Raw genomic sequence first — 26,481 nt, 5'->3', positions numbered from 1 at the left:
GCCTAACGCGTTGCTTCCGCAACGATCCGGGCCGCCAACTCTCCCGCCGCCAGGACCTGTTCGTCCTCGCTCGGCACACAGCGGTCCGACCGCGGGTCGTACTCCGTCATGATCGCGCCGGCGTGGTCGGCCGGTATCTCGTCGAGCCGGGCGGACCAGCCGCGGTCCGTGAGCGCGACCAGCAGTGTCCGCGAGTGCTCGGGCCCCATGACCATGTCCCCGGTGCCGTGCACGAGCCGGACCGGTACCGGGGACAGTGCCGCGGCGAGGTCGTCCAGCGGCGGGATCCCCGTGGTCCGTGCGGGCCGGTCGTAGCGCGAGGCGATCCCGACCACGGCCGAGGGCCGCCATCCGTCGGCGACTTCGGGGTGGAGCGCGACGCCGAGAGCGGCGGGAGCGCCTGCCGACCAGCCGGCGAGGACGATCCGTTCCGGGTCTCCGCCGTACGCGGCGGCGTGGGCACGGCAGAAGGCGAGCGAGTCCAGGAGGTGGGCGCGCCCACCGTCCGGGGCGTCGGAGCGCCAGTCGGGGACCATGACCAGGACGCCCCGGTCGGCGACCGCCCGGGCGAACGGCCGCAGGGCGGCGCGGTCGTCCGGGCTGATCCCGTGCCAGAGCAGGACCGTGGGCAGTGCCGTGGCGGCCGTACCGGGCCGGTGGACGTCGACGGACTTGCCGTTGGGGAGCTGCGGCATCTCGAGTCGGGTCGGCATGCAAGGGCCCTTCCGGTCGTACGACTTGTCCCGGCGAAGCTATCAGCGGGCGTCGGCCGTCTCCCGTACGGGAGCGGCGGCGGGCACGGGGCCGCGTACCCAGGCGAGGGCGAGGCCCGCCGTCGCGAGGGCGAACGCCGCCGAGACGAGATACACGACCCCCAGCCCGTGGGCGCCCGCGTCGCGCAGGGCCTCGACGGTGGTCCTCCGGCCGCCGCTCAGGGTGCGTACGGCCCCGTCCACGTCGGTCACCCGGCCGGCGAGGGAGGAGCGGAGCGTGTGCGTGAAGAGCAGGCCGAGGACGGCGACGCCGAGGGCCTGGCCGAGCTGGCGGAAGGTCGCCATGGCCCCCGACGCCATGCCCACGCGCTCGACGGGCACGGAGGCGAACACGGCGGAGCTGGTGGCGGGCATGCCCACCCCCACACCGGCACCGATCAGGACGAGGCCGGGCAGGAGGGTCGCCCACCCTGAACCACCGCCCAGCAGCAGGCCGTTGAGGCCGCATCCGACGCCGGTGAGCGCGAAGGCGACGGAGATCGTCAGCCTCGGCGAGACCCCGTGCAGCCGCTTGCCCGTGAGCGTGGAGGCGGCGAACGTCGTGGCCGCGAGCGGGAGCATCGCCAGACCCGCCTCGACGGGGCCGAGCCCGAGCGCGGACTGCAGCCACAGGGAGGTGAAGACGAGGCAGGCGAAGCCCCAGGCGGCGGCGAACGTGCCGGTCATGATCGCCAGGAAGGACCTGTTCCGGAAGACCGACAGATCGAGCATGGGGTGCGGCGAGCGCAGTTCCACGGTGACGAAGACGGCCAGCGCGAGCGCGGCCAGGGCGAACAGGCCCAGGGTGGACGAGGCCGTCCAGCCGCTGTCCCCCGCCTTGATCAGCGCGAAGGTCAGGGCGCCGGAGCAGACGCCGAAGGACAGGATGCCCGGGACGTCGACCGGGGCCCGGTCGGCGGGCCTGGACTCCTCGACGAACAGCAGGGTCAGGACGACCGTCAGCACCGTCACGGGAAGGTTGACGGCGAAGATGGCCTGCCAGCCCAGGGCCTGGGTCAGCAGACCGCCGAGTACGGGCCCGACGGCCGCGGCCGCACCGACGACCGCCGACCACACGCCGATCGCACCGGCGCGGGCCTTGCCGTCGTACATGCTGCCGAGGATGGCCATGCCGGTGACGAACAGGGCCGAGCCGCCGATGCCCTGCACGCCCCGGGCGGCGATGAGCACGTCGGGGTTCGGCGCCAGCGCGCAGACCAGGGACGAGCCGCCGAACAGGACGAGCGAGGTCAGATAGACCGTACGGCGTCCGAGGAGATCGCCGACCGACCCCGCGCTGAGGGTCAGCGCCGCCAGGACGAGGGTGTAGATGTTCATCACCCACTGCAGCCCGGACAGCGAGGCGCCCAGGTCGTCGGCCATGTCCGGCAGGGCCACGGTCACCACGGTGGTGTCCGTGATCAGCATGAACGACCCCAGGCACACGGCCACGAGGGGCCACCACTTCCGCATGAGAAGTCCTTTCGTTCGAAGACTTCCCACAGCATCGGAACGGTGCGACGGACACGGCCAGCCAAACAGCGTCAGCCGCTGGTTTCCTGCATGGGATCAGGATCAGTGGAGGAAATCCGTCACCGTGCCCGCACGCTTGACCGTGCGGTCCACCGTTGCCGTCTCCAGGGTGTGCACGGCGTCCAGCGCTCCGATGCTCTCGGTCAGGTAGCGGTACAGGCCGGCGCCGTCCCGGCAGACGACGGAGGCCATCAGATTGGTGGGCCCGGTGGTGGCGGCCGCGAAGGAGACCTCCGGGTGGCCGGCGAGGGCCGTACCCACCGCGACCAGCTCGGAGGGCTTCACCGACATCCACATCCGGGCCTCCGCGTGGTGGCCGAGCGCGGACATCGGCAGGTCGACGTGGTAGGAGAGGATGCCGACGCGGCGCAGCTGCCGGAGGCGCCGCTTGACGGTCGACTCCGACAGGCCTGTACCTGCCGCCAGTTCGGCGTAGCCCGTGCGTGCGTCCCGCGCGAGGATCTCCAGCAGCTCGTGGTCGGTCTCGTCGACGACGGCCCGGCCGTCCGCCGGGGCCACGGGCTCCGGGCGCAGCCGCCCGGCCTGCTCGTCGTCGAGGTGGACGAGTCCCGTCCAGTCGGAAGGCGCCTTGAAAGACTGCAGGATCGCGTGCGCCGTCACGGAGTTGACCCGGCTGGTGCGGGAGAGCTTCTGCAGCAGCAGGCTGCCGCCCTCCTCCTGCCTGCGCGTCTGGGTGCTGCAGGAGATCTCGGTGCCGCCCGACAGCAGGTGCACCCAGAAGGTGTCGGCCCGGCGGGCGAGCGCGGCGGAGACCGGGCCCGAGACGTCGGGCGTGCACCGCAGCCGGATGCTCCAGGGGACGTAGCCGAGCGGACCGAGGTTGACGTTGGCGACCACCCGCAGCACTCCCGCCGTGCGCAGCCGCCGGTAGCGGCGGGCCACGGTGCTCTCGGAGACGCCGAGCACCTCGGCGATCCTGTTGAACGGGGCCCTGCCGTCGAGCTGGAGGGCATGGACCAGCCCCCGGTCGAGATCGTCGAGCGTGACGGTTTCCATCGTCCGATCGTAGAACGCGACGGAAACCGCCACCGCCCTCCGCCAACGCTAGTAGCCGAACTCGGCCTTGTGCACCGGCATCGGTCCGGGGAAGGATGATCAGCGCGCTCAACCAGAAAGGCCCCACTCCGCCATGATCATCGTCGCCGGGGAAGCCCTCATCGACCTCGTTCCCGCGGGGCCCCGGGAACAGGACGGGCCCGCCGGTGACCTTCCCGCCCTGCTGCCCAAACGCGGCGGCGGCCCCTACAACACCGCCGTCGCCCTGGCCCGCCTCGGCACCCCCACCGCGTTCTGCTCCCGGCTGTCCACCGACCACTTCGGCCAGGCCCTGCTGAGCGGCCTGGCGGCGGACGGCGTGGACACCTCCTTGGTCCGGCGCGGCCCCGAACCCACGACCCTGGCTGTGGCGCACATCGGCGAGGGCGGCTCTGCCGAGTACTCCTTCCATGTCGAGGGCACGGCGGACCGCCTGTTCACCGGCCCGGACGCCTTGCCCGAAGCGGCACGTGCCGTCTCCTTCGGCACCTGCTCGCTGGTCCTCGAGCCCGGGGCGAGCGCGTACGAGGAACTGATGCGCCGCGCATCCGCCCGAGGCCTGTTCACGGCCCTCGACCCGAACATCCGCCCCGGCCTCATCCCCGACGCGGACGCCTACCGGGCCCGCTTCCGCTCATGGCTCCCGTACGTCACTCTCCTCAAGCTCTCGGAGGAGGACGCGGCCTGGCTCGCGGGCCCGGAGCGCGACCCGATGAGCGCCGCCCGGGAGTGGCTGGCCGAGGGCCCGTACGCCGTCGTACTCACCCGTGGCGGCGCGGGGTTGACGGTCCTCACCCGCGACGGCCGTGAACTGGCCGTCCCCAGTGAGCAGGTGGCGGTCGTGGACACCATCGGCGCGGGCGACACCGTCAACGCCGCGCTGCTGCACCGGCTCGACGGCCACGGCGCCCTCAGCGCGTCCCCCGCCCTCGACGACGGCCAGTGGCGCGACATCCTGGCCTTCGCGGCCCGCGCCGCCGCGGTCACCTGCTCCCGCGCCGGCGCCCAGCCCCCGTACGCCGCCGAACTTTTTACTTGTACATGAAGGAGGTTGCGGCCCACCTGCCCGGGTAAGCGCGCGGCTGGCCGGTTTCACTCAGGCCCCAAGAAGCACCAAACCGCGCACAGGGATTGAATAGATATATGGACGCCGACCGCAGGAAACCCCCGAGGCCGGGCCAGGTCAGGTCGCCGCGGGAGAGCACTCCCGCGACCGACCGGCTGATGCGTATCGCACTGCGCCGCCGCAAGAACGCGCTGAGCCTCGAAGAGGTGACGGTCACCGACCGTCCCGAGGTGCGAAGGGCCGTCTCGGCGGCGGCGCTCGGCAACATGATGGAGTGGTTCGACTTCGGGGTGTACGCCTATCTGGCGGCCGTGCTCGGCAAGGTGTTCTTCCCCGGCAGTTCTCCCGGTATCCAGGTCATCGCGTCCTTCGCGACCTTCGCCGTGGCCTTCCTGGTGCGTCCGCTGGGCGGACTGGCCTTCGGGCCGCTGGGCGACCGCATCGGGCGGCAGCGGGTGCTGGCCGCCACCATGATCATGATGGCGGTGAGCACCTTCGCCGTGGGCCTGCTGCCCGGCTACGGGACGGTCGGTCTGCTGGCGCCCGTCCTGCTGCTGCTGTGCCGCCTGGTGCAGGGCTTCTCCACCGGTGGCGAGTACGCGGGAGCCACCACCTACATCGCCGAGTACTCGCCCGATGAACGCCGGGGTTTCCTGGGCAGCTGGCTGGACTTCGGCACCTTCGTGGGCTACGTGCTGGGATCCGCGCTCGTGACCACGCTCACCGCGACCCTGGGCGAGAGCACCATGGTCGACTGGGGCTGGCGGCTGCCCTTCCTGCTGTCCGGGCCGCTCGGCCTGATCGGGCTCTACATGCGGATGCGGCTGGAGGAGACGCCCGCCTTCAAGGCCGCGGCCGCGGCCGGCACGGCCGGCATGGCCAAGGATTCCGACGAATCTCCCGGGGCCCTGGAGGAGCACGCCGAAGAGGGCCGGCAGTCCGGGCACGGGCGGCTGAAGGAGACCTTCACCAAGCACTGGCACGCCGTGCTGATCTGCATGGGCCTGGTGGTGGTCTACAACGTGACCAGTTACCTGGTCACTTCCTACCTGCCGACCTATATGTCCGAGACGCTCGGCCGCGACTCCACCACCGCGCAACTGCTGGTCCTGTGCTCCATGATCGTCGTCGCGCTCACCATCACCACGGTGGGCCGCTACTCCGACATCTGGGGACGCCGGCCGGTCTTCATGGCCGGCAGCGCCGCCCTGGTGGTCCTGGCCGTCCCCGCCCTCCTGCTCATCCGCGCCCAGGGGGTGGTGCTGCCGGCCATCGGGTGCCTCATCCTCGCCCTGCTGCTGGTCTCCTTCGCGGGCACCGCCGCGTCCACCCTGCCCGCGCTCTTCCCCACCCGGCTGCGCTACGGAGCGCTCTCCGTCTCCTACAACATCTCTGTCTCGCTCTTCGGCGGCACCACCCCGCTGTTCGTCTCCGCCCTGATCGAGAACACCCACAACGAGATGATTCCGGCCTACTACTTGATGGCGGCCGGCACCATCGGCTTCGTCTCCGCCTTCTTCCTGCACGAAACGGCCGGCCGCCCGCTGCGCGGCTCCGGGCCGATGGTGGACAGCGAGGAGAAAGCCCGGGAACTCGTCGCCCGGAGCCGCGTCGAGGCCGGGCGCGGGGCCCGGGACGTCTGGGTGCGCCTGCGTCACCCGTGGCACCGGCACCACACGGAGTAATGAGGGCTTGCCGTGATATGCCGCTCCAAGGCCGGAACGGTGCTTTCCGCCTTTGGTGTTGACCTGGTGTCCGCTGGACGATTCCCGGCTGTCGCCTTGCCGTCCTGTTTGTTTGCCTGAGCTCTGCCCGGCGTGACGATGGCAGGGCGTTTCAGGGGACGGCGAGTTGAAGGGGGACAGCGGGTGGATGCCTGCCGATCATGCCTCCTTACGCCCCCGAAGGAGGTTTACCGTGTGGAGAGTGCGGTAACCAGGCCACCGGAAATCTGTTCCAGCGACGCGTATGGCAAGGGTGCGGGGAATGAGGGTCAGCCGGCCGTCTCGTCGAGGTGCTCGGCGAGACGGAACAGGGCGGGCAACGCCGCGCGTATGACGGCCTGTTCGCCCTCGTCGAGCGATGCCAGCGCGGCCTCCAGGCGGCGTTCGTGGGCCCGGGTCCATGCCTCGAGCTGGGCGCGGCCGGCGTCGGTGAGGGTGACGACGGCGGCACGGCGGTCGGCCGGGTCGACGGCACGGGCGACGAGGCCGCTGTTCATCATCTGGCCGATGAGCCCGCTGACAGTGCTGGGTGCCAGCCGCTGGCCGGCGGCGAGTTCGCTGACCCGGGCCGGGGAGTGCTCGGCGAGGACCTGCAGCAGCTCGACCTGGGCCATGGGCAGTTGCTCCCACGGGTAGTCCGTGCGTATCGAGGCGCGCAGCGCCCGGCGCAGACGCGTGACAGCCGCGGTGAGCAGGTGCGCGTCGGTGGACCGTTCGGCGGCGGTGTCCGAATCCCCAGGGCGGTTCGGCGGCATGCGGAGAGTTTACCTGGGGGACATCCGGTCGTCCGGCGCCCGCTTCGCATGGCTGCCGCGCACAGGCGGGGAACCGGGACGAGCGGGTTCACCGGCCCCCGCCGGTGTCCCGAGCCACGCGGCCACCGCGGCGAGGACCGATACGAGCAGCAGCGTGAAGATGGCCCAGCGGTGGCCGAAGGGACCGCCGAGGTAGAGCGCGAGGGCGACCAGCGCGACCCCCAGGGCCGTGCCCAGGCCGCGGGCCATGTTCACCAGGCCGCCGCCCGTGCCGGAGGAGCCCGCCGGGATCACGCCCATGATCAGGGCGTTGTTGGCCGGGGTGAACAGCCCGAGACCCATCCCGATCAGCGCCAGCGTCGATGTCAGCCAGGCGATGGACAACGACGAGGCCAGCATGGCGGCCAGCGCCCCGCCGCACAGGACGGCCCCGGCCACGCACCGGGCCCGGTCGGGGACCCCGCTGGGCACGATGCGGTCGGCAGTGGTGGCCGCCAGCGCGAAGCCCGCCGGCAGAGCGGTGAGCACGCAGCCCGCCGTCAGCGTGGTGTGCCCGTGCAGCGTCACGATGATGGGCACCAGCACCAGCGGGCCGAACAGCACCAGGTATCCGCACAGTGCCGCGAACAGCCCGGCCGAGACGGCGCGCACCCGCAGCATGCGCAGGTCCAGCAGCGGATGCGGGATCCGGCGCTGCCGGTCGGCAAAGGCCCAGGTGGCCCCGGCGGCCACGGTGAAGAGCACGGCGACGGCCCAGCCCTCCACGGGCAGGCCGGAGGCGGCGGAGACGGCCAGCAGCAGACTGGTGGTCGCCGCCGCCAGCAGGACGAGGCCCGCCCAGTCGAACCGCCGGGCCGGGGACCGGTGACGGGTGCGCGGCAGCAGATAGTGGCCGGCGATCAGGGCGACGATTCCGATGGGCACGTTGATGCCGAACACCCAGCGCCAGCCGAGTGTGGACACCAGGGCACCTCCCACCGTGGGGCCGAGTGCGAGCCCGAGCGCCTGCGCGGCGGCCTGCACCCCCAGCGCGGCACGCATCCGCTCGCGCGGGGCGCTGGTGGTCACCAGGGCAACGCTGTTGGCCTGCATCATCGCGGCCCCGCAGGCCTGCACGACCCGGAAGACCACCAGTACAGCCAGCGACGGCGCCAGTCCACAAGCCGCCGATGCGCCGCTGAACACCAAGAACCCGTACAGATAGAACAGTTTGCGTCCGTAGGCGTCCGACAGCCGCCCGGCCGGGAGCAACAGGGCCACCAGAGCCAGGAGATACGCCAGGGACACCCACTCGACGGCCGCCAGCGAAGCGCCGAAGCGGGATTGCAGGCTGCCGTACGTCAACGTCACGATGCTCGCGTCCAGTTGCCCCATGAACGCCCCGAAGCACACCGTCGCCACCGCCAGCCACCAGGCACCGGGGCGTGTGCGTATGCACTCGGGGCGCTTCCGCTCGGTCGTGAGGAACCGGGTCATGTCAACGAGATTACATCGGATACCGAACCATTCGGGTCACGATGCGAAATCATGGGGGAAGGATTACGTCGGCGTGCGGGGCCGCAGGGGGTGTGGAACGGTGAGTTCCGTACGCCGCGGCTCGCCACGGGCACCGGTTGCCGCTGAGGATCCGAGGAGTCGAAGAACATGGCGGTCACGCCGTTGACGTGCATGAACGAGTTCGAGAACGCCATCGCGCAGGACAAGGGCGCGGTGGTGGGCTTCTGCGCGACATGGGCCGGCCTCTGCCGGGCGATCGGGCCGGTCTTCGAGAGGTTCTCCGAACTGCCCGAATTCGCCGGCAGCGTCGGTTTCTACTCGGTGGATCTGGACGAGGCGTTCGAGATCGCGCAGAAGGCCGGTGTCGGCCCCGTGCCCGTCTTCATGGCCTTCTGCGACGGGGTGAGGATCGGCGAAGTCGTCGCGCCCGCCCCCGACGCGTTGCGCGAGCTGATCGGCAAGGCCGCGGCGGCAGGGGCCGGTCCGGACGACATGCGGCGGTGAGCCCGGTCAGCCCGTACGGAACCCGCGGGGCTTGCCGAAGAGGTCGCGGAAGTCCTCCGGCAGGATGCCGAGCAGGTCCTTCGCCGCCTCGTCGCCGATGACGTCCGCGACGGCGCCGAGCACGGCCGTGGCCTCGGCCACGGCCGCCGGTTCCGGGACGCCGAAGGCCCGGGCGACGTGCAGGACGAATCCCCGCGCGTCCCAGTCGCGCGGCACCTCGTGAACCTCGGCGAGCAGCGCCTCGCCGGCCTCGTCGGGGAGCCGGTCCGCGAGCGCACACGCCGACCGCACGCCCAGCCGCTGGCCGAGCACCGTCAGGACGGTGCCGGCCGCTTCCTGCGCCGCCGCGGGGTCGTCGTAACCCCCGCCCGCGCACACGGCCGCGAGAAATGCCGGGTAGTCCCTGCGGATCATTCGAGTCGGGTCCTTTCGGTATTCAGGCGTCCGTGACGGCGCCGTTCACACGGAGCAGGCCCTCCTGGGCGAGGGTGGCGACCAGGAGCCCGTCGCGGGTGAAGACCCGGCCGAGGACCAGTCCCCGTCCCCCGGAGGCCGCCGGGGACTCGTGCGTGCACAGCAGCCAGTCGTCCGCGCGGAAAGGGCGGTGGATCCACAGCGTGTAGTCGATGCTCTTCCCGGTGGCGCGAAACCACGAGACGCCGTGCCGGACCAGGACCGTCTCGAGCATCGTCACATCGCAGACATACGTCAGCAGACAGGCATGCAGCAGGTGTTCACGGTCGGCGGCCGCCTCCTCGGGCAGCTCGCCCTTGACGCGCACCCATACGTGGGTCCGGGGGGACGCGAGAGACGGGTCCTTCTCGATGTCGAAGCTCAACGGCCCGACGAAACGCAGCTCGTACGGATGCCCGAGGGGGTCGATGGCCTCGCCGAACGCCGTGGCCAGCCTCTCCTCGTAGGTCGGCAGGTCCTCCGGGTCCGGGACCCGCGGCATCGGGTCCTGATGGGCGAGGCCCGGCTCGGGGCGGTGGAAGGACGCGGTCAGGGCGAACACCTCCCGGCCGCGCTGGGTCGCGCGGACCCGCCGGGTGGCGAACGCGGTGCTGTCCCGCACCCGCTCGACCTGGTAGTCGAAGGGGACGGCCGGCACGGCGGGCCGTACGAAGAAACAGTGCACGGAGTGCACGGGCAGTTCGGCGGGCAGCGTACGGCCGGCGGCGGCCAGTGCCTGACCGGCCATGTGCCCTCCGTACACGGGGGAGTTCCGGTCCAGGGAAGCGCGCCCGAGAAAGCGCTCCCCGTCGCCCCCCGGGCCGGGGTCGAGATCGAGCACGCCGAGCAGGTCCAGCAGCGTATGTTCCTGATTCATGGGCCCCACTCTGCGTCGTCGCCGCGGTCGGATCTCGCGAGTTCAATCTAACTTGTGTCGGCCGAGGCCGAGTTGACCCTCATGACAGGACAGGCGCGGATGCGGTATCTCGGTACCACCATTTCGGCCAGGGAGGCTCATCATGCTCGACCGCGTCAGCGGATCGCTGTACCGACGGCGCACCGTCGTGCTGTGGGTGAGCACGGTCCTGCTCGTCCTGGCCGGGATAGGCGGCCTGGGCGTCGAACACCGGCTGGTCCACGGCGGGTTCTTCGACCCCGACGCGCAGTCCTCCCGCGCCGCGCGCCTGATGTCCGAGCACTTCCCCTCCGCCGGCAGCGACCTGGTCCTGCTGGTACGGGGCGACAGCCCGGTCGACTCGCCGGCGGCGACGTCCTTGGGGACCGCGCTGACCCAGCGCGCCGCGCACGACAAGGGCGTACGGGCCGCCACCTCGTACTGGACGGCCGGGCGGGCGCCCTCGATGCGCTCCCGCGACGGCGACACCGGGCTCGTGTCGCTCTCCCTGCGCGGCGACGAGGACGCACGGACGAAGACCGCCGAGCGGCTGGTCCCGGAGTTACGCCGGCACGCGCAGGGGCAGACGGTCATGGCGGCCGGGCCCGCGCAGGTGCAGTCGGAGGTGGGCAAGCGCAGCGCGCACGACCTGCTGGTCGGCGAGGCGGTCTCCACTCCGATCACCCTCGTCCTCCTCCTGCTGGTCTTCGGTAGCGCGGTGGCCGCCGCCCTGCCGCTCGTCATCGCCCTGCTGTCCATCCTGGTGAGCCGGGCCGTGCTCAACGCCCTGGCGGGCGTCGTGTCGATCTCCGTGTACTCGATGAACTCCACCACGGCACTCGGCCTCGGCCTCGCCATCGACTACAGCCTGTTCATGCTCGCCCGCTTCCGGGAGGAACTGCGCACCGGCGCCACCGTCCGGGAGGCCCTTCGCCCGACCGTGTGCAAGGCGGGCCGGACGGTCGCCTTCTCCGCGCTCACGGTGGCCCTGTCGCTCGTCGCCCTGCTGGTCTTCCCCCAGTACTTCCTGCGCTCCTTCGCCTACGGCGGCATCGCGGTGGTGCTCTCCGCGGCGGCGGGGGCGGTCTTCGTCCTGCCCGCGCTGCTCGCCGTCCTGGGCCACCGGGTCAACCGCTACGACGTCTTCGCCCGGCTGCGCGGCCGGGCGCGGCGGGACGCGTCCCGTACGACGGACCCGGCCGACGGACGCTGGTACCGGTTCGCCACAGCGGTGATGCGCCGCCCGGTCCTCTACGGAGGCGCCGCGGTGATCCTGCTGGCCGTCCTCGCCTCGCCGTTCACCCGGCTCACCTCCAGCCTCTGGGACGACCGCTCCCTGCCCGCCGAATCCCAGGTGCACCGCGCCACGCAACTGCTGCGCGACCAGTTCGACGCGGGCGTGCTGCGCACCGCCCCGGTGGTGGTGGAGGGCGTGGGGCGCGACCAGGGCCAACGCCTCGACCCCTACGCCCGCTCGCTGTCCGCGGTACACGGCGTCAAGCAGGTGACCGCGGCGACCGGCACCTACGCCGGCGGACGCCGGGTCCAGGACCCGGGCCCGGCGAATGCCGCCCTGGCCGACGCCGGCAACTCGCTGCTCTCCGTCGTCTCCTCGATGGAGCAGGACTCGCCCGCCGGCGCCGATCTGGTCGGCCGGCTGCGGAAGGTGGCGCCGCCGCCCGGGGCGGAGCCCGCCGCCCGGGTGTGGGTGGGCGGGCAGGCCGCCGAGGTCAAGGACAGCACCGCGGCCGTCGCCCGCGCCACTCCTGCGGCGATCGGCATCGTGGTGGGCGCCTCGCTGGTGCTGCTCTTCCTGTTCACCGGGAGCGTGCTGATGCCGGTCAAGGCGCTCGTGCTCAACACCCTCAGCCTCAGCGCCACGTTCGGGGCGATGGTGTTCGTCTTCCAGGAAGGGCACCTGTCGTTCCTGGTGGGCAGCCCGCTGCACACCGGCACGCTCGACACGACCATCCCGATCCTGACCTTCTGCGTGGCCTTCGGACTCTCCATGGACTACGAGGTGTTCCTGCTCTCCCGGATCCGCGAACGGTATCTGCAGATCGGGGACAACACGGAGTCGGTCGCCTTCGGCCTCCAGCACACCGGGCGCATCATCACGGCCGCCGCGGCCATCGTCGCCGTGGTGCTGTTCGTCTTCGCCATCTCCGGAGTGACGCTGCTGAAACTGCTCGGCGTCGGCCTGGCGCTGGCGGTGGTGCTGGACGCGACACTCGTCCGTGCCGTCCTGGTGCCCTCCTTCATGCGGCTGGCCGGACGGGCCAACTGGTGGGCTCCCAAGCCGCTGCGCCGCCTTCACGACCGCATCGGCCTGCGCGACCACTGAGCCTGTCCGGCAGGTGCGCGCACGACCAGCAGCGCCATGTCGTCATGGCCGTCACCGGTGCGGGCGGCCACCACGGCCCGCCCCAGCGTTTCCGGGTCCTGGTCCGCGTGGGCCGCGGCCGCGTCCGCGACCGTGCGCACCGCGTCGTCGAGGTCCAGGCCCGGGCGCTCGATCAGGCCGTCGGTGAACATCAGCACCGTGGCCCCCGGCGGCAGCGGGCACCGGTGGTCGTCGCGGGGCAGCAGCGGGTCGACCCCCAGCGGGACGTCCGCCTCGCCGCCGGGCCGTACGGTGCGGCCGTCCGCGGTCACCACCAGCGGCGGCGGATGGCCGGCGCTGCTCCACCACAGCGACCAGCCGTCCTCGGCGGGCTGGATCCGGGCCAGGCAGACGGTCGTGATGACGGGTTCGTCGAGGGCGGTCAGCGCGCGGTCCAGCCGGGACAGCAGCTCGCCGGGCGGGGCCGCGGAGTCGAAGGCCAGGGCGCGCAGCATGTTGCGGATCTGCGCCATGGTGGCGGCGGCCCGTACGTCGTGGCCCATGACATCGCCCACGATCAGCGCCCGGGTGCCGTCGGGCAACAGCAGGGCGTCGTACCAGTCGCCGCCCAACAGCCGGGGATCGGAGGCTGGTTGGTACATCGTCCAGGCGGAGAACGGTGCGAGGTCGGGCAGGCGGGGCAGCAGCAGCCGCTGGAACTGCTCGGCCCCGGAGCGCAGTTGACCGTAGAGCCGGGCGTTCTCGATGGCCACGCCCGCCGCCCCGGCCAGGGCGGCCACCACGGCCTCGTCGTCCTGGTCGAACGGCTTGCCGTCCCGGCGGTCGGTCAGATAGAGGTTTCCGTAGACCTGTCCGCGCACCGAGATGGCCACCCCGAGCAGAGAGCGCATCGGCGGATGCCCCGGAGGGAAGCCCGCCGATCGCGGATGGCCGGGAATGTCGTCGACCCGCAGCGGCCGGGGATCGCCGATGAGTATGCCCAGCAGGCCCTCACCGTGCGGCAGGGGCGCGTCGGCCAGCCGGTCCCGCTCCTCCTCGGTCAGCCCCACCGGGATGAACTCGGCCAGCTCCGATCCGTCCTCGTTCAGCACCCCCAGCGCCCCGTAGCGGGCGTCGGCCAGGTCCATCGCCGTGGTGACGATCCGTCGCAGGACGACGGACAGCTCCAGCTCGCCGCTGATCGCGAGCATCGACTCCAGGAGCCCGTGCATCCGCTCCTGGGACCGGGTGAAATCGGCCAGTCCATTGCCCAGTTGTCCGAGATCCGCACCGAGATCCGCACCGAGATCCGCACCCAGGGCCCGCCGGAGTCCGGGCAGGCCCGAATGTGATGTCTCGTCACTCCTGTCGCCAGTGGTCACAGGGCCGAAGCCTAACGGCCCGGCCGCCGCGGCCGGACCCGAACCGCCTCGGTGCCGACGATCGGATCAACATCCCGACCAGGTCCAGTCGGCGACCTCCGGCAGGTCCGTCCCGTGCTCCCGGATCCAGGAGTGGTGGCGGGTACGGGCGTCCTCCATGGCCTGCCGCACCGCGGCGGCGCGCACCGCCAGGCCCGGGACACGGTCGATCACGTCCATGACGAGGCGGTAGCGGTCCAGGTCGTTGCGGACGACCATGTCGAAGGGCGTCGTCGTGGTGCCGATCTCCTTGTAGCCGCGTACATGGAGACGGTCGTGACCGGTGCGGCGGTAGGCGAGGCGGTGGATGAGCCAGGGATAGCCGTGGTAGGCGAAGACGACGGGCCTGTCCCGGGTGAACAGGGCGTCGTACTCGGGGTCGGTCATCCCGTGCGGGTGCTCGCTCGCGGGCAGCAGCCTGGCCAGGTCGACGACGTTGACGACGCGCAGCACCAGATCCGGCAGATGGCGGCGGATGAGCTGGGCGGCGGCCAGCACCTCGAGGGTGGGCACGTCACCGGCACAGGCGAGGACGACGTCGGGCTCGCGGCCGTTGTTCCCGGTGCCGGCCCACTCCCAGATGCCGGCGCCCCGGGCGCAGTGGGCGCGGGCCTGTTCCAGGCCGAGCCAGTCGAAGCAGGGCTGCTTCCCCGCGACGACGACGTTGACGTAGTCCCGGCTGCGCAGCACGTGATCGGCCACGGACAGCAGGGTGTTGGTGTCCGGCGGGAGGTAGACCCGCACCGCTTCCGGGCTCTTGTTGAGGATGTGGTCGATGAAGCCGGGGTCCTGGTGGGAGAAGCCGTTGTGGTCCTGGCGCCAGACGTGCGAGGTGAGCAGGTAGTTGAGGGAGGCGATGGGGCGGCGCCAGGGGAGACGGCGGGTGACGCGCAGCCATTTGATGTGCTGGTTGACCATGGAGTCGACGATGTGGACGAACGCCTCGTAGCACGAGAACAGACCGTGCCGGCCGGTGAGCAGATAGCCCTCCAGCCAGCCCTGGCAGGTGTGTTCGGAGAGGATCTCCATGACGCGGCCGTGCCGGTCGAGGTGTTCGTCGACGGGAAGGACGCCGGCCTGCCACGCCTTGCCGCTGGCCCGGTAGACGGCCTGGAGCCGGTTGGAGGCGGTCTCGTCGGGCCCGACCAGACGGAAGTCGCGGCGCCCGGCGGTGGCCTCCATGACCTCCTCCAGCAGCTCGCCCAGCACGCGCGTGGGCTCGTGCAGGCTCGCGCCGGGCTTGTCGACCGGTACCGCGAAGCGCTCCAGCGGGGGGACGGGCAGGTCGCGCAGCAGCAGACCGCCGTTGGCGTGGGGCGTCGCCCCGAGCCTGCGGGTGCCGCCGGGGATGCGGGAGAGGACCTCGGGCCGGGGGCGGCCGTGCTCGTCGAAGAGCTCCTCCGGGCGGTAGGAGCGCATCCACGCCTCCAACTGCCGCAGATGCTCGGGATTCTGGCGGACCTCGGCCAGCGGCACCTGGTGGGCGCGCCAGGTGCCCTCGACGGGCAGGCCGTCAACCTCGGCGGGACCGGTCCAGCCCTTGGGCGTGCGCAGCACGATCACCGGCCAGTGGGGCCGTTCGGCCGTGCCTTCCTCGCGGGCGGCGCGCTGGACGAGGGCGATCCGGTCGAGTGCCGTGTCCATGGCCCGCGCCATGGCCCGGTGGACGGTCGCGGGGTCGTCCCCGGTGACGTGCAGGGGCTCGTGGCCGTAGCCGCGCAGGAGGTCGTCGAGTTCCCGCTCGGGGAGGCGGGCGAGCACGGTCGGGTTGGCGATCTTGTAGCCGTTGAGGTGGAGGACGGGCAGGACCGCGCCGTCGTGGACGGGGTCGAGGAACTTGGTGGAATGCCACGAGGCGGCCAGCGGCCCGGTCTCGGCCTCGCCGTCGCCGATGACGCAGGCCACGAGCAGGTCCGGGTTGTCGAAGGCGGCCCCGTAGGCGTGGGAGAGCGAGTAGCCGAGCTCCCCGCCCTCGTGGATCGAACCGGGCGTCTCGGGGGCGACGTGGCTGGGCACCCCGCCGGGGAAGGAGAACTGCCGGAACAGCCGTTCCATGCCCTCCGCGTCCCGGCTGACGTCCGGGTACGTCTCCGAGTACGTCCCCTCCAGCCAGGAGTTGGCCAGCACCGCGGGGCCGCCGTGCCCGGGACCCCAGACGCACAGCGCGTCCAGGCCACGGGCGCGGATGACGCGGTTGAGGTGGGTGTGGACCAGGTTCAGGCCGGGCGAGGTGCCCCAGTGGCCCAGCAGCCGCGGCTTGATGTGCTCGGGGCGCAGGGGTTCGGTCAGCAACGGGTTGGCCATCAGATAGATCTGCCCGACTGCCAGGTAGTTGGCCGCTCGCCAGTGGGCGTCCAGCGCGCGCAGCTCCTCGTCGGTGATGACGGTGTCCTGCATGACTGCCTCCGAAGGTGGACGGGGCCTGTCCGCGATGCCTTCCCATGCTGATCCGGGTCCGGGGCGGCCACCAGGGCCGATCGGGGCAACCGTTCCGCGTGAGCCGCGTCTCACCGGAGTGGGACCCACTTGCCTATGAAACGAGTTGCATAGAGGATCCGGCGTATGGCGCTCGAGCACGCGATCCTCGTCTCCCTGCTGGAGAAGCCGGGCTCCGGCTATGAGCTGGCCCGGCGCTTCGACCGGTCCATCGGCTACTTCTGGACCGCCACCCATCAGCAGATCTACCGCGTTCTCAAGCGGATGGAGAGCGACGGCTGGGTGGAGGCCCGCGAGGTGGCACAGCAGGGCAAACCGGATAAGAAGCACTATTCGGTCGCCGCCGCCGGGCAGGCCGTCCTCTCCGGGTGGCTGCACGAGCCGATCGAGCCCGAGAGCGTCCGGCACGACCTCGCCGTGAAGATCCGGGGCGCCGCCTTCGACGACCCGTCCGCCCTGATCCGCCAGGTCGAGCGGTACCGCCACGTGCACTCCGAACGGCTCGCGCACTACCTCGCGGGGGAACTGCGCGACTTCACCGGGCCCGACGCCCCCGCGGAGCCGGACGCCATGGGGGAGTTGCAGCACGTCGTGCTGCGCGGCGGCATCGCGTACGAGCGGATGACGCTCGACTGGCTCGACGACGTGCTCGCCACCCTCCACCGGATCCGACCTGACTCATCCCGACTCCGAGCCGAAAAGACGGAGAACCATGGCTGACCCGCTGCTCCTCAACCCGCGCACCTACGACCCGGCGCACTTCGACCCGGAGACCCGCAGGCTGCTGCGCGCCACCGTCGACTGGTTCGAGACCCGCGGCAAGCGCAAGCTGATCGAGGACTACCGCTCCCGCGCCTGGCTGGCGGACTTCCTCGAATTCTCCGCCAAGGAGGGGCTGTTCGCGACGTTCCTCACTCCGGCCGAAGCCGCTTCCGGTAATGAAGACAAGCGCTGGGACACCGCCCGTATCGCCGCCCTCAACGAGATATTCGGCTTCTACGGGCTCGACTACTGGTACGCCTGGCAGGTCACCATCCTCGGCCTCGGCCCGGTCTGGCAGAGCGACAACGCCGCCGCCCGTACCCGGGCGGCCGAACTGCTCGACCAGGGCGAGGTGTTCGCCTTCGGCCTGTCGGAGAAGACCCACGGCGCCGACATCTACTCGACCGACATGCTGCTCGAGCCCGACGGCGACGGCGGCTTCCGGGCCACCGGATCCAAGTACTACATCGGCAACGGCAACGCCGCCGGTCTCGTCTCCGTCTTCGGCCGCCGCACCGACGTCGAGGGCCCCGACGGCTACGTCTTCTTCGCCGCCGACAGCCGCCACGAGGCGTACCACCTCGTGAAGAACGTGGTCGACTCGGCGAAGTACGTCAGTGAGTTCCGGCTCGAGAACTACCCGGTCGCCCCCGGCGACATCCTGCACACCGGGCGCGCCGCGTTCGACGCCGCGCTGAACACCGTCAACGTCGGCAAGTTCAACCTGTGCACCGCCTCCATCGGCATCTGCGAGCACGCGATGTACGAGGCCGTCACCCACGCGCACAACCGCGTCCTCTACGGCCGCCCCGTCACCGCCTTCCCGCACGTGCGCCGCGAGTTGACCGACGCGTACGTACGCCTCGTCGGCATGAAGCTGTTCAGCGGCCGCGCCGTCGACTACTTCCGCACCGCCGGGCCCGACGACCGCCGCTACCTGCTCTTCAATCCCATGACGAAGATGAAGGTGACGACCGAGGGCGAGAAGGTCATCGACCTGATGTGGGACGTCATCGCGGCCAAGGGCTTCGAGAAGGACACCTACTTCGCCCAGGCCGCCTCCGAGATCCGCGGCCTGCCCAAGCTCGAGGGCACGGTCCACGTCAACCTCGCGCTCATCCTGAAGTTCATGGGCAACCACCTGCTGGCGCCCGTCGACTACCCGGCCGTGCCGACACGGCTCGACGCGGCCGACGACACCTTCCTCTTCCGGCAGGGACCGGCGCGCGGCCTGGGCTCCGTACGCTTCCACGACTGGCGCGCCGCGTACGACACGTACGCCCACCTGTCGAACGTCGCCCGCTTCCGCGAACAGGCCGACGCGCTCTGCGAGTTCGTCACCACCGCCGCGCCCGGGGAGGAGCAGAGCCGCGACCTCGACCTGCTCCTCGCCATCGGCCAGCTCTTCGCCCTGGTAGTGCACGGCCAGCTGATCCTGGAGCAGGCCGCCCTGACCGGGACCGAGGAGGACGTGCTCGACGAGCTGTTCGCCGTCCTCGTCCGCGACTTCTCCGCCCACGCCGTCGAGTTGCACGGCAAGGACTCCGCCACCGAGGCGCAGCAGACCTGGGCCCTCGGCGCGGTCCGCCGCCCGGTCGTGGACGCGGACCGCTCGGCCCGTGTCTGGGAGCGCGTCGAGGCGCTGTCGGGCGCGTACGAGATGGCGCCGTAGGCGCCGGGTGGCCGGCCCCCGGCGCTCAGTCCCGGGGGCCGATCACCTGACCGTGCGCGGTCACGGTGATGGCCTGTGCCGGGCAGGAGTCGGCGGCGTCCAGCACCGCCTCGTCGGGGGCGGCCTCCTCGGTCACGGGCCGGGAGCGCTCCTCGTCCAGCACGAAGAGCGAACCCGCCAGGGACGTGCAGATACCCGAGCCCATGCAGCGCGTGCGGTCGACCGTCACGTGCCAGGCCATCGTCACCACCCCACCGGCATCGCCCGCGGGCCGCGCACCAGCATCTGGGTCTTCCAGACGATGTCACCGGCCGCGTGCAGGCCCGGCAGGCGCAGGACCAGGGCCCGCAAAGCCTCCTGGAGCTCGGCCCGGGCCAGCGGTGCCCCCAGGCAGTGGTGGACGCCGTGGCCGAACCCCAGGTGCTGGTTGCCCTCCCGGCCCAGGTCGAGCGTGCCGGGATCGCCGAAGCGCTGCCCGTCGCGGTTGGCGGCCGCCATGGAGACCAGGACCGGCTCGCCCTTGCGCACCAACGTGCCGCCCACCTCGACGTCCTCGGTGGCGTAACGGGCCATGGACGCCGCCATGCCCAGCGGGACGAAACGCATCAACTCCTCGACCGCGTCCGGGACCAGGCCGGGATCGGCGTGCAGACGCGCCAGCTCGCCGGGGTGGCCGAGAAGGGTGCACACGAAGTTGGGGATCTGGGTGGCGGTCGTCTCGTGCCCGGCCACCAGCACCGCCACACACAGGTCGACCAGTTCCTCCTCCGAGAGACGGTCCTCCTTGTCGCGGGCCTCGATCAGATCGGTCATCAGGTCGTCCGCGGGCCGGGTGCGGCGCTCGTCGATCAACCCGGCCATGTAGGCGCGCAGTTCCTCACGGCTGGCCTCCGCCTCCTCGGCCGTGAGCGAGCTGGTGGACAGGGCGTCGTCGCTCCACTTGCGGAACAGCGGGCGGTCCGCCTCCGGCACCCCGAGCAGCCGGCAGATCACCTGGACCGGCAGCGGGAGGGCGAAGGAATCCACGAGATCCGCGGGAGGCCCGGCCGCCACCATCTCGTCCAGCAGCCGCTCGGCCAGGGCACGGATGTCCGGGCGCAGCCGCTCCATCCGCTGGACGGTGAACGCCTTGGTCACCAGCCTTCGCAACCGGGTGTGATCGGGCGGATCCATGGCGAGGATGCCGCTGTTGGACCGGCCCGGCGACTGCCGGGGTTCGTCGTGGTCGGCGCAGGCGGCACGGCTGAACCGCCGGTCGCCCAGCACCAGTCTGGCGTCCGGGTAGCGGGTGACGAGCCAGGCCGGCTCGCCGTACGGCAGCCGGACGCGCCGCAGCCCTTCGGCGCCGCGCACCTCCTCGTACCGCTCGGACAGATCCAGGCCGGCGGCTTCGTTGAACGGATAGCTGAGGGGCTCGCTGCGGGAGGTCGACATCGGGGGGCCTTGATCCCTTCGCGTTGGCAGTAGGGTCTCGCGCCGAACGGAAACGCGATGTAAGCCTTTGCTTACATCGACCGTAGGACGGGCCGCGGCAGGCGTCAACGGGACCTCGCGGCCCGGACTTTGAGGAGGGGACGGCATGACCTCGGACAAACCGGCGCGCCGACGCGATGCCGAAGAAACCCGTCGGCGCCTTGTGCGGGCCGCGGCGGAACTGTTCGCCAAGCACGGTTACGACCGCACCACCGTTCGCGCCATCGCCGACCGCGCGGAGGTCAACCAGGCCCTGCTCTTCCGCTATTTCGGCTCGAAAACAGCGCTCTTCACCGAGGTGGTGGCGATGAACGGCCACCAGCAGCTGCACGAGACCCCTGTCGAGCAGCTGCTGGAGACCGCGTTGCGGAATCTGCTCACCCCTGCCGGAGAGCTGCCCGGGGACCGCTCACTGGAGGTGTTCCTGCGCTCCGTCGGAAGCGACGACGAGGCCAACCGGGCCAACCACCGCCTCACCGAGGAATACACCACGGCGCTGGCCGGCCTCACCGATTCCGGGGACGCCGAGCTGCGCGCCGCGCTGGTGCTCGCCTGGGTGCTCGGCATCGGGCTGACCCGGGTGGTCGTCCGCCAGGAGCCGCTGGCCGGGGCCGATCCGGACCGGATCTGCCGGCTGATGCTGGACGCGGCCCGGACTCTCCTGGAACGGCTGCCGTGACCGAATAGTTGGCCGATCACGTACTCGTGCGCGATGCATCTGGCGCAAAGGATTCGATCGTCTGTACCTATGCATCAGGCGAGGAGAAGCGGTGACGAAGAACATCGGCAGACGGCGGCTCGCGGCCGTACTCGGCACGGTGGTCGCGACGGTGCTGGCGCTGCCGGCCTCGGCGCAGGCCCGGACGGCCGACGGCCATGCCGCCACCCAGGCGGCGCTGAACTCCTATCAGGCGCGATTCGGCCCGGGCGCAGGGGTGTACGCGGGCGACAGCTCCGGCTCCTGGAGCCTCAACTCCGGTACCGGCAACGTCAACACCCGCAAGCCCGTCAGGCCCACCGACCGCTTCCGCGTCGGCAGCCACACCAAGACCGTCACCGCGGCGGTGGTGCTGCAACTGGTCGACGAGGGCAAGGTGTCCCTCGACGCGCCGATCGAGAAGTACCTGCCCGGTGTGGTCGACGGCAACGGCTACGACGGCAACGCCATCACCGTCCGCCAACTCCTCCAGCACACCAGTGGAATCCCGTTCAACAGGCAGCCCGACCCGCAGGCCGAACCGGACGGCACCTACACCCTGGCCGCTGTCGTGCGCGACGGGCTGAGCCACCCGCCGGTGTCCGCACCGGGAGCCTCCTTCAACTACACCAACACGAACTACCAGATCGCCGGCCTGCTCATCGAGAAGATCACCGGCATGCCGGTCGGCCGGGCGATCACGAAGCGGATCATCGAGCCGCTCGGCCTGACCCGGACCACCTTTCCCGCCGCGGGCAACCACTCCCTCCCCGGCCCCTACATCTCCGGATACAAGAGCGGCAAGACCGGCCCGTACTCCGTCTGGACCGACGTCACCTCGGACTTCGAGCCCTCGCTGCACAGTTCCGCGGGGACGCTGATCTCGACGCAGCAGGACCTGACCACCTTCTACCAGGCGCTCATCGGCGGCAAGGTCGTCTCGCGGGCGAGCCTGGCCGAGATGGAGAAGGCCCTGCCCGTCCAGCCGAACCGCGGCTACGGCCTCGGCCTGCAGAGCCTCACCCTGCCGTGCGGCGGCACGGCCTGGGGGCACGACGGCTGGGTGCGGGGCTACACCTCGATGACCGTGGTCACCGCCGACGGGCGCCACGCCTCGGTGATGACCAATACGCAGGTCGACCCCGAATCCACCGCCAAGCAGATCGACGTGCTCAACTCGGCCCTGTGCGGCTGACCTTCTACCGCGCTTCCCCGAATGTGCGCCGGTAGGCGCCCGGGGTCGTGCCGAGCGCGGACTGGAAGCGGCGGCGCAGATTGACGGCGGAGGCGAGACCGACCCGCCCGGCGATGGCCTCCACCGGAAGGTCGGTCTGTTCCAGCAACGCCCGTGCGGCGTCGATGCGTTGGCTCAGCAGCCACTGCCCGGGGCTGGTGCCGAGCTGTTCGGCGAAGCGCCGGGCGAGGGTGCGGCTCGACAGGCCCGCGTGCCGGGCGAGGCCGTCGAGGGTCAGCCGGGAGCCGAGACGGACCGCGGCCCACTCCAGGAGCGGCGCCAGGGACTCGTCCGCCCTGGCGGGGGCGGGCCGCGCGGCGTACTGGAGCTGGCTGCCCTCCCGGTGCGGGGGCAGCACCATGTGCCGGGCAACCTGGGCGGCGTGGGCCGCGCCGTGGTCGCGGCGCACGAGGTGCAGGCACAGGTCGATCCCCGCGCCGCTTCCGGCGCTCGTCGCCACGTCGCCGTGGTCCACGTACAGGACGTCCTGCTCCACCCGCACCGCCGGGTATGCGGCGGCGAGTTGGGCCGTACGGCCCCAGTGAGTGGTGGCGCGGCGTCCGTCCAGCAGCCCGGCTCGGGCGAGGACGAAGGCCCCCGTGCAGATCGAGACGATCCTGGCGCCCCGGGCGTGCGCGGTGCGCAACGCCTCCAGGACGGCCGCCGGCACCGGGCCGCCGGGCGGCAGCCAGCCGGGGACGAGGATGGTGTTCGCTTCCTCGCGCCGGGCAACGTCGCCCCCGGGATCGTGCGCCGCAGGCTTAACCACCGGATTAGCGAAACGTAGCGATCCTGTGGCAGTGTGTTAGTCGCACGCCCGGCGCCCAGGCGACGTCGGGCACCCTCCTCGGCCGGGTCATGCGGCTTGGCCGACCAGCGTCCGGAGGGACGCGTCACGCGGGCTGACGGCTCTTGCCGTTCGGTACCAGGGCGCGAGGGCGATCGGCTCACATCCCTGAGCAACACTGGGGATCACTAGGCCGGTCAGAGACGCTCCAGAAGACCGACTACGCGCGCGGCTGGCTGGTCGACTTCGCCCCGGGCAGCGAGTGGCCGGTCGTCGACGAGCACGCCACCGAGGAGCGGTACTACGTGCTGAGCGGCGAGGTCATCGAAGGCGAGGAGCGCCACGGGCCGGGCAGCTACGTGGTGTTCGCGCCGGGCAGCGGCCACCGGCCCCGCAGCGAGAGCGGTGCGCGGATCCTGGGCATCACCGTGACGGACCGCTGAGACGCTCAGTCGTCGAGCAGCCGCCACGCGGTGAGGGCGAGGCGGGCCCGTACCAGCCCGGTGGGCTCGGTGAGTTCGATGCCCAGGGCCTTCCCGATCTGCTCGAGCCGGCGGGCGACGCTGCTGTGGTGCAGGTGGAGAACGTCGGCGGTCCGGCGCAGGGATCCGGCGGTGCAGTAGGCGTCGAGCGTCTCCAGGTCGTCCGGGTTGCCGGCCACGCGGGCCATCGCGGCGACGTCGGCGTTGTCCCGCGCGGCATCCCGGGGCACCTGCGCGAGCAGCGCCAGCGCCCCCAGGCCGGCGTAGGGGACGACCGGCCGGCGCGCAGTGGTGAACCGGAGGGCGGTGCGGGCCTCCTGCCAGGATCTGTCCGGGAGTTCGGCGGCGCCGATGCCCGCGCGTACGCCTGCCGGGAACCGGTCCGGGGCCACGACGGTGGCCAGGATGACGCCCACGCCGTCGAGCGACGCCGCCTTCACCGGGCGGTCCGGGCAGATCCGGTCGCCGACCTCGCCGAGCGCGAGCCGTGACCGTACGGCGACGACGCGGACCGGCAGGCCGGCGGCGAAACCCAGGAGCCGCAGCGCCCGGGCTCTGGCCGCCTCGTCGCAGCCGGCGCTTATCACCAGTTCGACGAGGGCGGGATCGGCCATGGTGGTGCGGGCCGGTCCGTACCTCTCCACGACCGCCGCGGTGGCGATGGAGAGCCGCTCCAGCAGCATGTCGTCGAGCGAGCCGGGCGGGCCGGGGCGTTCCAGCCACACCGTGCCGACCTCCTCCCCGTCGAGGGTGACCGGCGCCGCGCCGGACGCGGGGGCCGGCCCGGCGGACGCCTCCCTGCCGTCGGGCGCCATGCGGATCACCCGCCCCGTGCCGTGCAGCCGGATCCCGGCCACGCACTCGGCCAGGCCCGCCGAGGCCCGGGCGAGCGCCGGGAGATCCACCCGCCGGCGCATCAGCGTGTCGTAGAACATGATGACGCGGATCGCGCCTTCGGCTTGCGAGTCCAGTTGCGACAGCCGCAGGGCCAGTGCCTCCATGCCAGGAGGATAGGCGCCGAGCGGCGCGCGTCCCGGGCGGGATGCCCGACGGACGGCGGCTGACCCCGGACGGTGCCGGGCGCGACGATGGTCGGCATGGATCCCGAACTCGAAGCATTTGTCCCTCTGTTCCCCCAGGACGACATGACCGACCCGGTCACCGCACGCGAACACTTCGCCGAACTGGCCGCCGGGATACCGGTACCGGACGTCGCGGGCCTGGAGACGGAGGACCGCACGGTGCCCGCCGACCCGGACGTACCGGTGCGCATCTACCGCCCGCACCAGGCGCGGGGCGCAGTCGTCTGGCTGCACGGCGGCGGATTCGTCATGGGCAGCCTGGACACCGAACACCCGTGGGCCACCCGGATCGCCGAGGGCTCCGGCGCGGTGGTGATCTCGGTGGGCTACCGCCTGGCCCCCGAGCACCCGTTCCCGGCTGCGCTGGACGACGTCTACGCCGTACTGGCCTGGACGGCCGGGCACGCGGCCGAACTCGGCATCGACCCGGAGCGGATAGCGGTCGGAGGCCACAGCGCCGGCGCCGGACTCGCGGCCGCGGTGGCGCTGCGGGCACGCGACCGGCAGGGGCCGCCGATCCGCTTCCAACTGCTCAGCCAGCCCGGGCTCGACGACCGGCTGGAGACGTGGTCGGCGCGGAACTTCACCGACACCCCCATGATGTACCGCGACAAGGCCGCCCAACTGTGGCGGCTCTACCTGGGCGCCACGCCCGCCACCCCGTACGCCGCCCCGGCACGGGCCACCGATCTGTCCGGCCTGCCACCCGCCCACATCGCCACCGCGGAGTACTGCCCCAACCGCGACGAGGACATCGACTACGCGCTGCGCCTGCTGCGGTCGGGCGTCTCGGTCGAGCTGCACCAGTGGGCCGGTACGTTCCACGGGTCGCAGGCGATCCTGTCCGCCGAGGTGTCCCAGCGGCAGATCGCCGAACTCGCCGCGGCCCTGCGCCGCGCCCTGGCGGGGTGACACGGCCAAGGGCTGTCACGGTGAATGCGGTGGTCGGACAGAGTGAACGTTGCAGCGCGGGCGCTTCGCGGGCTCGGGACGGCATGGACGCTCCCGGTAGCAAGACCGTGGATTCACCAACCGTGAGGGTCAGGACCGCACAGTGAAGAGAACCAGTCACATGAAGACGGCAGCCGCAGGTCTTTTCGGCCTGCTCCTGGTCGGAGGCGGGGCATCGCCCGCCATGGCCTGGGGCGGCGACGGGACGTTCAGAGCCCATGGCAACACGAACGTCCGAATCAATGCCTCATTCATCTGCGAGGGCGAAGCCCGGACCTGCATCAACGGGCCCGTGAACAGCGGCAACAGCAAGAACGCGCAGAACGTCCACCTGGCGGGAAACCCCAGCAGCAGCGGCAGCCCCGTCAGCAACAACGGGTCCGTCAACTCCGGCTCCAGTGGCACGGGCGCCTCGTGGGGCAGCTCCAACAAGCAGGTTTTCGGCGGAGGTGGTGACCTGCACCAGTGACCGGACGCCTCGGGCCCCGGGTGACCGGGGCCCGAGGCGTTTGTCAGAACCTCAGGGAGGTGTCGTTGTTGCTGCCGGCCCTCGGGCCGTTGGTCTCGTTGAGGCTGTTGATGGAGCCGGGGGCGTTCTTGCTGTTGCCGCTGTCCACCGGATTCCCGTGGTTGAGGAAGTTGTTGCTGTTCTCGCTGTTTCCGCTGTCGACCGGACCGTTGATACAGGGATGCGGCGACTTGGCCACGGGCGAGTAGTAGTGATAGTCGGCCAGACGGTTGTTGCAGACCACTGTGGCCAGGGTTTGAGTGAGGGTGCCGACATCGGCGCCCGCGACAGCGCCCAGCAGGGAGCCGCTCGGAGTGGTCTGCGTCTGAGCCTGCGCGATTCCGGTGTCGAACAGCACCAGGCCGCATGCCCCGGCGAAAGTCGCCGCCCGCACGAGTCTTTTCACGATGCTCCTTGC

General features: G+C 71.5%; 25 protein-coding genes. 11 read left to right on the top strand and 14 right to left on the bottom strand.

All coding sequences use genetic code 11. The features are described from left to right. Positions 1-2: 2 nt before the first annotated feature. The 3 genes from ACV530_RS03940 to ACV530_RS03930 all read right to left on the bottom strand — a co-directional run bounded on the left by ACV530_RS03940 (position 3) and on the right by ACV530_RS03930 (position 3,302). On the bottom strand, positions 3-713 hold the full coding sequence (locus tag ACV530_RS03940; RefSeq protein ID WP_494330795.1) for an alpha/beta hydrolase: 711 nt from the start codon (positions 711-713) through the stop codon (positions 3-5). A gap of 42 nt (positions 714-755) precedes the next feature. After that, positions 756-2,225, bottom strand: coding sequence for an MFS transporter (locus ACV530_RS03935; RefSeq protein ID WP_494330794.1), 1,470 nt, complete (start codon positions 2,223-2,225; stop codon positions 756-758). Between the two features lie 102 nt (positions 2,226-2,327). Continuing rightward, a complete protein-coding gene (locus ACV530_RS03930) occupies positions 2,328-3,302 on the bottom strand; it encodes an Lrp/AsnC family transcriptional regulator (RefSeq protein ID WP_494330793.1) in 975 nt (324 codons plus the stop codon). A gap of 133 nt (positions 3,303-3,435) precedes the next feature. On the opposite strand from ACV530_RS03930, the gene ACV530_RS03925 reads away from it, so the two are divergent. Together ACV530_RS03925 and proP are read left to right on the top strand one after the other, a co-directional pair. Further along, positions 3,436-4,386, top strand: a complete 951-nt coding sequence (locus ACV530_RS03925) for a carbohydrate kinase family protein (RefSeq protein WP_494330792.1) — start codon at positions 3,436-3,438, stop codon at positions 4,384-4,386. Between the two features lie 98 nt (positions 4,387-4,484). Further along, a complete protein-coding gene (gene proP, locus ACV530_RS03920) occupies positions 4,485-6,092 on the top strand; it encodes a glycine betaine/L-proline transporter ProP (protein WP_494330791.1) in 1,608 nt (535 codons plus the stop codon). A gap of 308 nt (positions 6,093-6,400) precedes the next feature. Here the strand turns inward: proP and ACV530_RS03915 are convergent, their stop codons facing one another. Then, positions 6,401-6,886 (bottom strand): MarR family winged helix-turn-helix transcriptional regulator, encoded by a 486-nt coding sequence (locus ACV530_RS03915; protein ID WP_494330790.1) that lies wholly within the window; start codon positions 6,884-6,886, stop codon positions 6,401-6,403. A 9-nt stretch (positions 6,887-6,895) separates the two neighbouring features. Further along, entirely contained in the window at positions 6,896-8,362 is a 1,467-nt protein-coding gene (locus tag ACV530_RS03910; RefSeq protein ID WP_494330789.1) for an MFS transporter, read from the bottom strand. A gap of 168 nt (positions 8,363-8,530) precedes the next feature. Between ACV530_RS03910 and ACV530_RS03905 the strand changes: the two genes are divergently transcribed. Further along, a complete protein-coding gene (locus tag ACV530_RS03905; RefSeq protein WP_494330788.1) occupies positions 8,531-8,887 on the top strand; it encodes a thioredoxin family protein in 357 nt (118 codons plus the stop codon). 6 nt (positions 8,888-8,893) lie between these two features. Here ACV530_RS03905 and ACV530_RS03900 read toward each other — a convergent pair whose 3' ends face one another. Both ACV530_RS03900 and ACV530_RS03895 read right to left on the bottom strand, forming a co-directional pair. After that, entirely contained in the window at positions 8,894-9,301 is a 408-nt protein-coding gene (locus ACV530_RS03900) for a DUF2267 domain-containing protein (RefSeq protein ID WP_494330787.1), read from the bottom strand. Between the two features lie 22 nt (positions 9,302-9,323). Continuing rightward, positions 9,324-10,217: an acyl-CoA thioesterase gene (locus ACV530_RS03895; RefSeq protein WP_494330786.1), complete on the bottom strand. Its 894-nt coding sequence runs from the start codon at positions 10,215-10,217 to the stop codon at positions 9,324-9,326. Between the two features lie 142 nt (positions 10,218-10,359). On the opposite strand from ACV530_RS03895, the gene ACV530_RS03890 reads away from it, so the two are divergent. Beyond that, positions 10,360-12,579 (top strand): MMPL family transporter, encoded by a 2,220-nt coding sequence (locus ACV530_RS03890; protein ID WP_494330785.1) that lies wholly within the window; start codon positions 10,360-10,362, stop codon positions 12,577-12,579. On the opposite strand, the gene ACV530_RS03885 is transcribed toward ACV530_RS03890, so the two are convergent. Together ACV530_RS03885 and ACV530_RS03880 are read right to left on the bottom strand one after the other, a co-directional pair. Next, entirely contained in the window at positions 12,549-13,940 is a 1,392-nt protein-coding gene (locus tag ACV530_RS03885; RefSeq protein WP_494330784.1) for a SpoIIE family protein phosphatase, read from the bottom strand. The genes ACV530_RS03890 and ACV530_RS03885 overlap by 31 nt on opposite strands. Before the next feature lie 66 nt (positions 13,941-14,006). After that, complete coding sequence (locus tag ACV530_RS03880; protein WP_494330783.1) at positions 14,007-16,376, bottom strand: phosphoketolase family protein; 2,370 nt, start codon at positions 16,374-16,376, stop codon at positions 14,007-14,009. 165 nt (positions 16,377-16,541) lie between these two features. Between ACV530_RS03880 and ACV530_RS03875 the strand changes: the two genes are divergently transcribed. Both ACV530_RS03875 and ACV530_RS03870 read left to right on the top strand, forming a co-directional pair. After that, complete coding sequence (locus ACV530_RS03875; protein WP_494330782.1) at positions 16,542-17,135, top strand: PadR family transcriptional regulator; 594 nt, start codon at positions 16,542-16,544, stop codon at positions 17,133-17,135. Further along, on the top strand, positions 17,128-18,849 hold the full coding sequence (locus tag ACV530_RS03870) for an acyl-CoA dehydrogenase family protein (protein WP_494330781.1): 1,722 nt from the start codon (positions 17,128-17,130) through the stop codon (positions 18,847-18,849). Before ACV530_RS03875 ends, ACV530_RS03870 begins: the two co-directional genes overlap by 8 nt. A 25-nt stretch (positions 18,850-18,874) precedes the next feature. On the opposite strand, the gene ACV530_RS03865 is transcribed toward ACV530_RS03870, so the two are convergent. After that, a complete protein-coding gene (locus tag ACV530_RS03865) occupies positions 18,875-19,090 on the bottom strand; it encodes a ferredoxin (protein WP_494330780.1) in 216 nt (71 codons plus the stop codon). Positions 19,091-19,092: 2 nt separating this feature from the next. Beyond that, the gene (locus ACV530_RS03860) at positions 19,093-20,283 is read right to left on the bottom strand and encodes a cytochrome P450 (RefSeq protein ID WP_494330779.1); all 1,191 of its coding nucleotides are present in this window, start codon (positions 20,281-20,283) and stop codon (positions 19,093-19,095) included. Between the two features lie 145 nt (positions 20,284-20,428). Here ACV530_RS03860 and ACV530_RS03855 point away from each other — a divergent pair, with 145 nt between their 5' ends. Continuing rightward, entirely contained in the window at positions 20,429-21,001 is a 573-nt protein-coding gene (locus ACV530_RS03855; protein ID WP_494330778.1) for a TetR/AcrR family transcriptional regulator, read from the top strand. A gap of 91 nt (positions 21,002-21,092) precedes the next feature. Beyond that, a complete protein-coding gene (locus ACV530_RS03850) occupies positions 21,093-22,214 on the top strand; it encodes a serine hydrolase domain-containing protein (protein WP_494330777.1) in 1,122 nt (373 codons plus the stop codon). Between the two features lie 4 nt (positions 22,215-22,218). Here ACV530_RS03850 and ACV530_RS03845 read toward each other — a convergent pair whose 3' ends face one another. After that, the gene (locus ACV530_RS03845) at positions 22,219-23,022 is read right to left on the bottom strand and encodes a GlxA family transcriptional regulator (protein ID WP_494330776.1); all 804 of its coding nucleotides are present in this window, start codon (positions 23,020-23,022) and stop codon (positions 22,219-22,221) included. Positions 23,023-23,204: 182 nt separating this feature from the next. Between ACV530_RS03845 and ACV530_RS03840 the strand changes: the two genes are divergently transcribed. After that, on the top strand, positions 23,205-23,483 hold the full coding sequence (locus ACV530_RS03840; RefSeq protein ID WP_494330829.1) for a cupin domain-containing protein: 279 nt from the start codon (positions 23,205-23,207) through the stop codon (positions 23,481-23,483). Between the two features lie 5 nt (positions 23,484-23,488). Here ACV530_RS03840 and ACV530_RS03835 read toward each other — a convergent pair whose 3' ends face one another. Further along, positions 23,489-24,523: a helix-turn-helix domain-containing protein gene (locus ACV530_RS03835; RefSeq protein ID WP_494330775.1), complete on the bottom strand. Its 1,035-nt coding sequence runs from the start codon at positions 24,521-24,523 to the stop codon at positions 23,489-23,491. A 96-nt stretch (positions 24,524-24,619) separates the two neighbouring features. Between ACV530_RS03835 and ACV530_RS03830 the strand changes: the two genes are divergently transcribed. After that, the gene (locus ACV530_RS03830) at positions 24,620-25,516 is read left to right on the top strand and encodes an alpha/beta hydrolase (protein ID WP_494330774.1); all 897 of its coding nucleotides are present in this window, start codon (positions 24,620-24,622) and stop codon (positions 25,514-25,516) included. A gap of 160 nt (positions 25,517-25,676) precedes the next feature. Continuing rightward, on the top strand, positions 25,677-26,024 hold the full coding sequence (locus ACV530_RS03825; protein WP_494330773.1) for a hypothetical protein: 348 nt from the start codon (positions 25,677-25,679) through the stop codon (positions 26,022-26,024). Between the two features lie 43 nt (positions 26,025-26,067). Here ACV530_RS03825 and ACV530_RS03820 read toward each other — a convergent pair whose 3' ends face one another. Next, the gene (locus tag ACV530_RS03820) at positions 26,068-26,469 is read right to left on the bottom strand and encodes a hypothetical protein (RefSeq protein ID WP_494330772.1); all 402 of its coding nucleotides are present in this window, start codon (positions 26,467-26,469) and stop codon (positions 26,068-26,070) included. Positions 26,470-26,481: the final 12 nt, after the last annotated feature.

The sequence above is a fragment of the Streptomyces sp. SX-6 genome (assembly GCF_059089585.1).
Note: the sequence above shows the minus strand (reverse complement) of the source record. Positions and strands in the feature narration are given on the sequence as shown.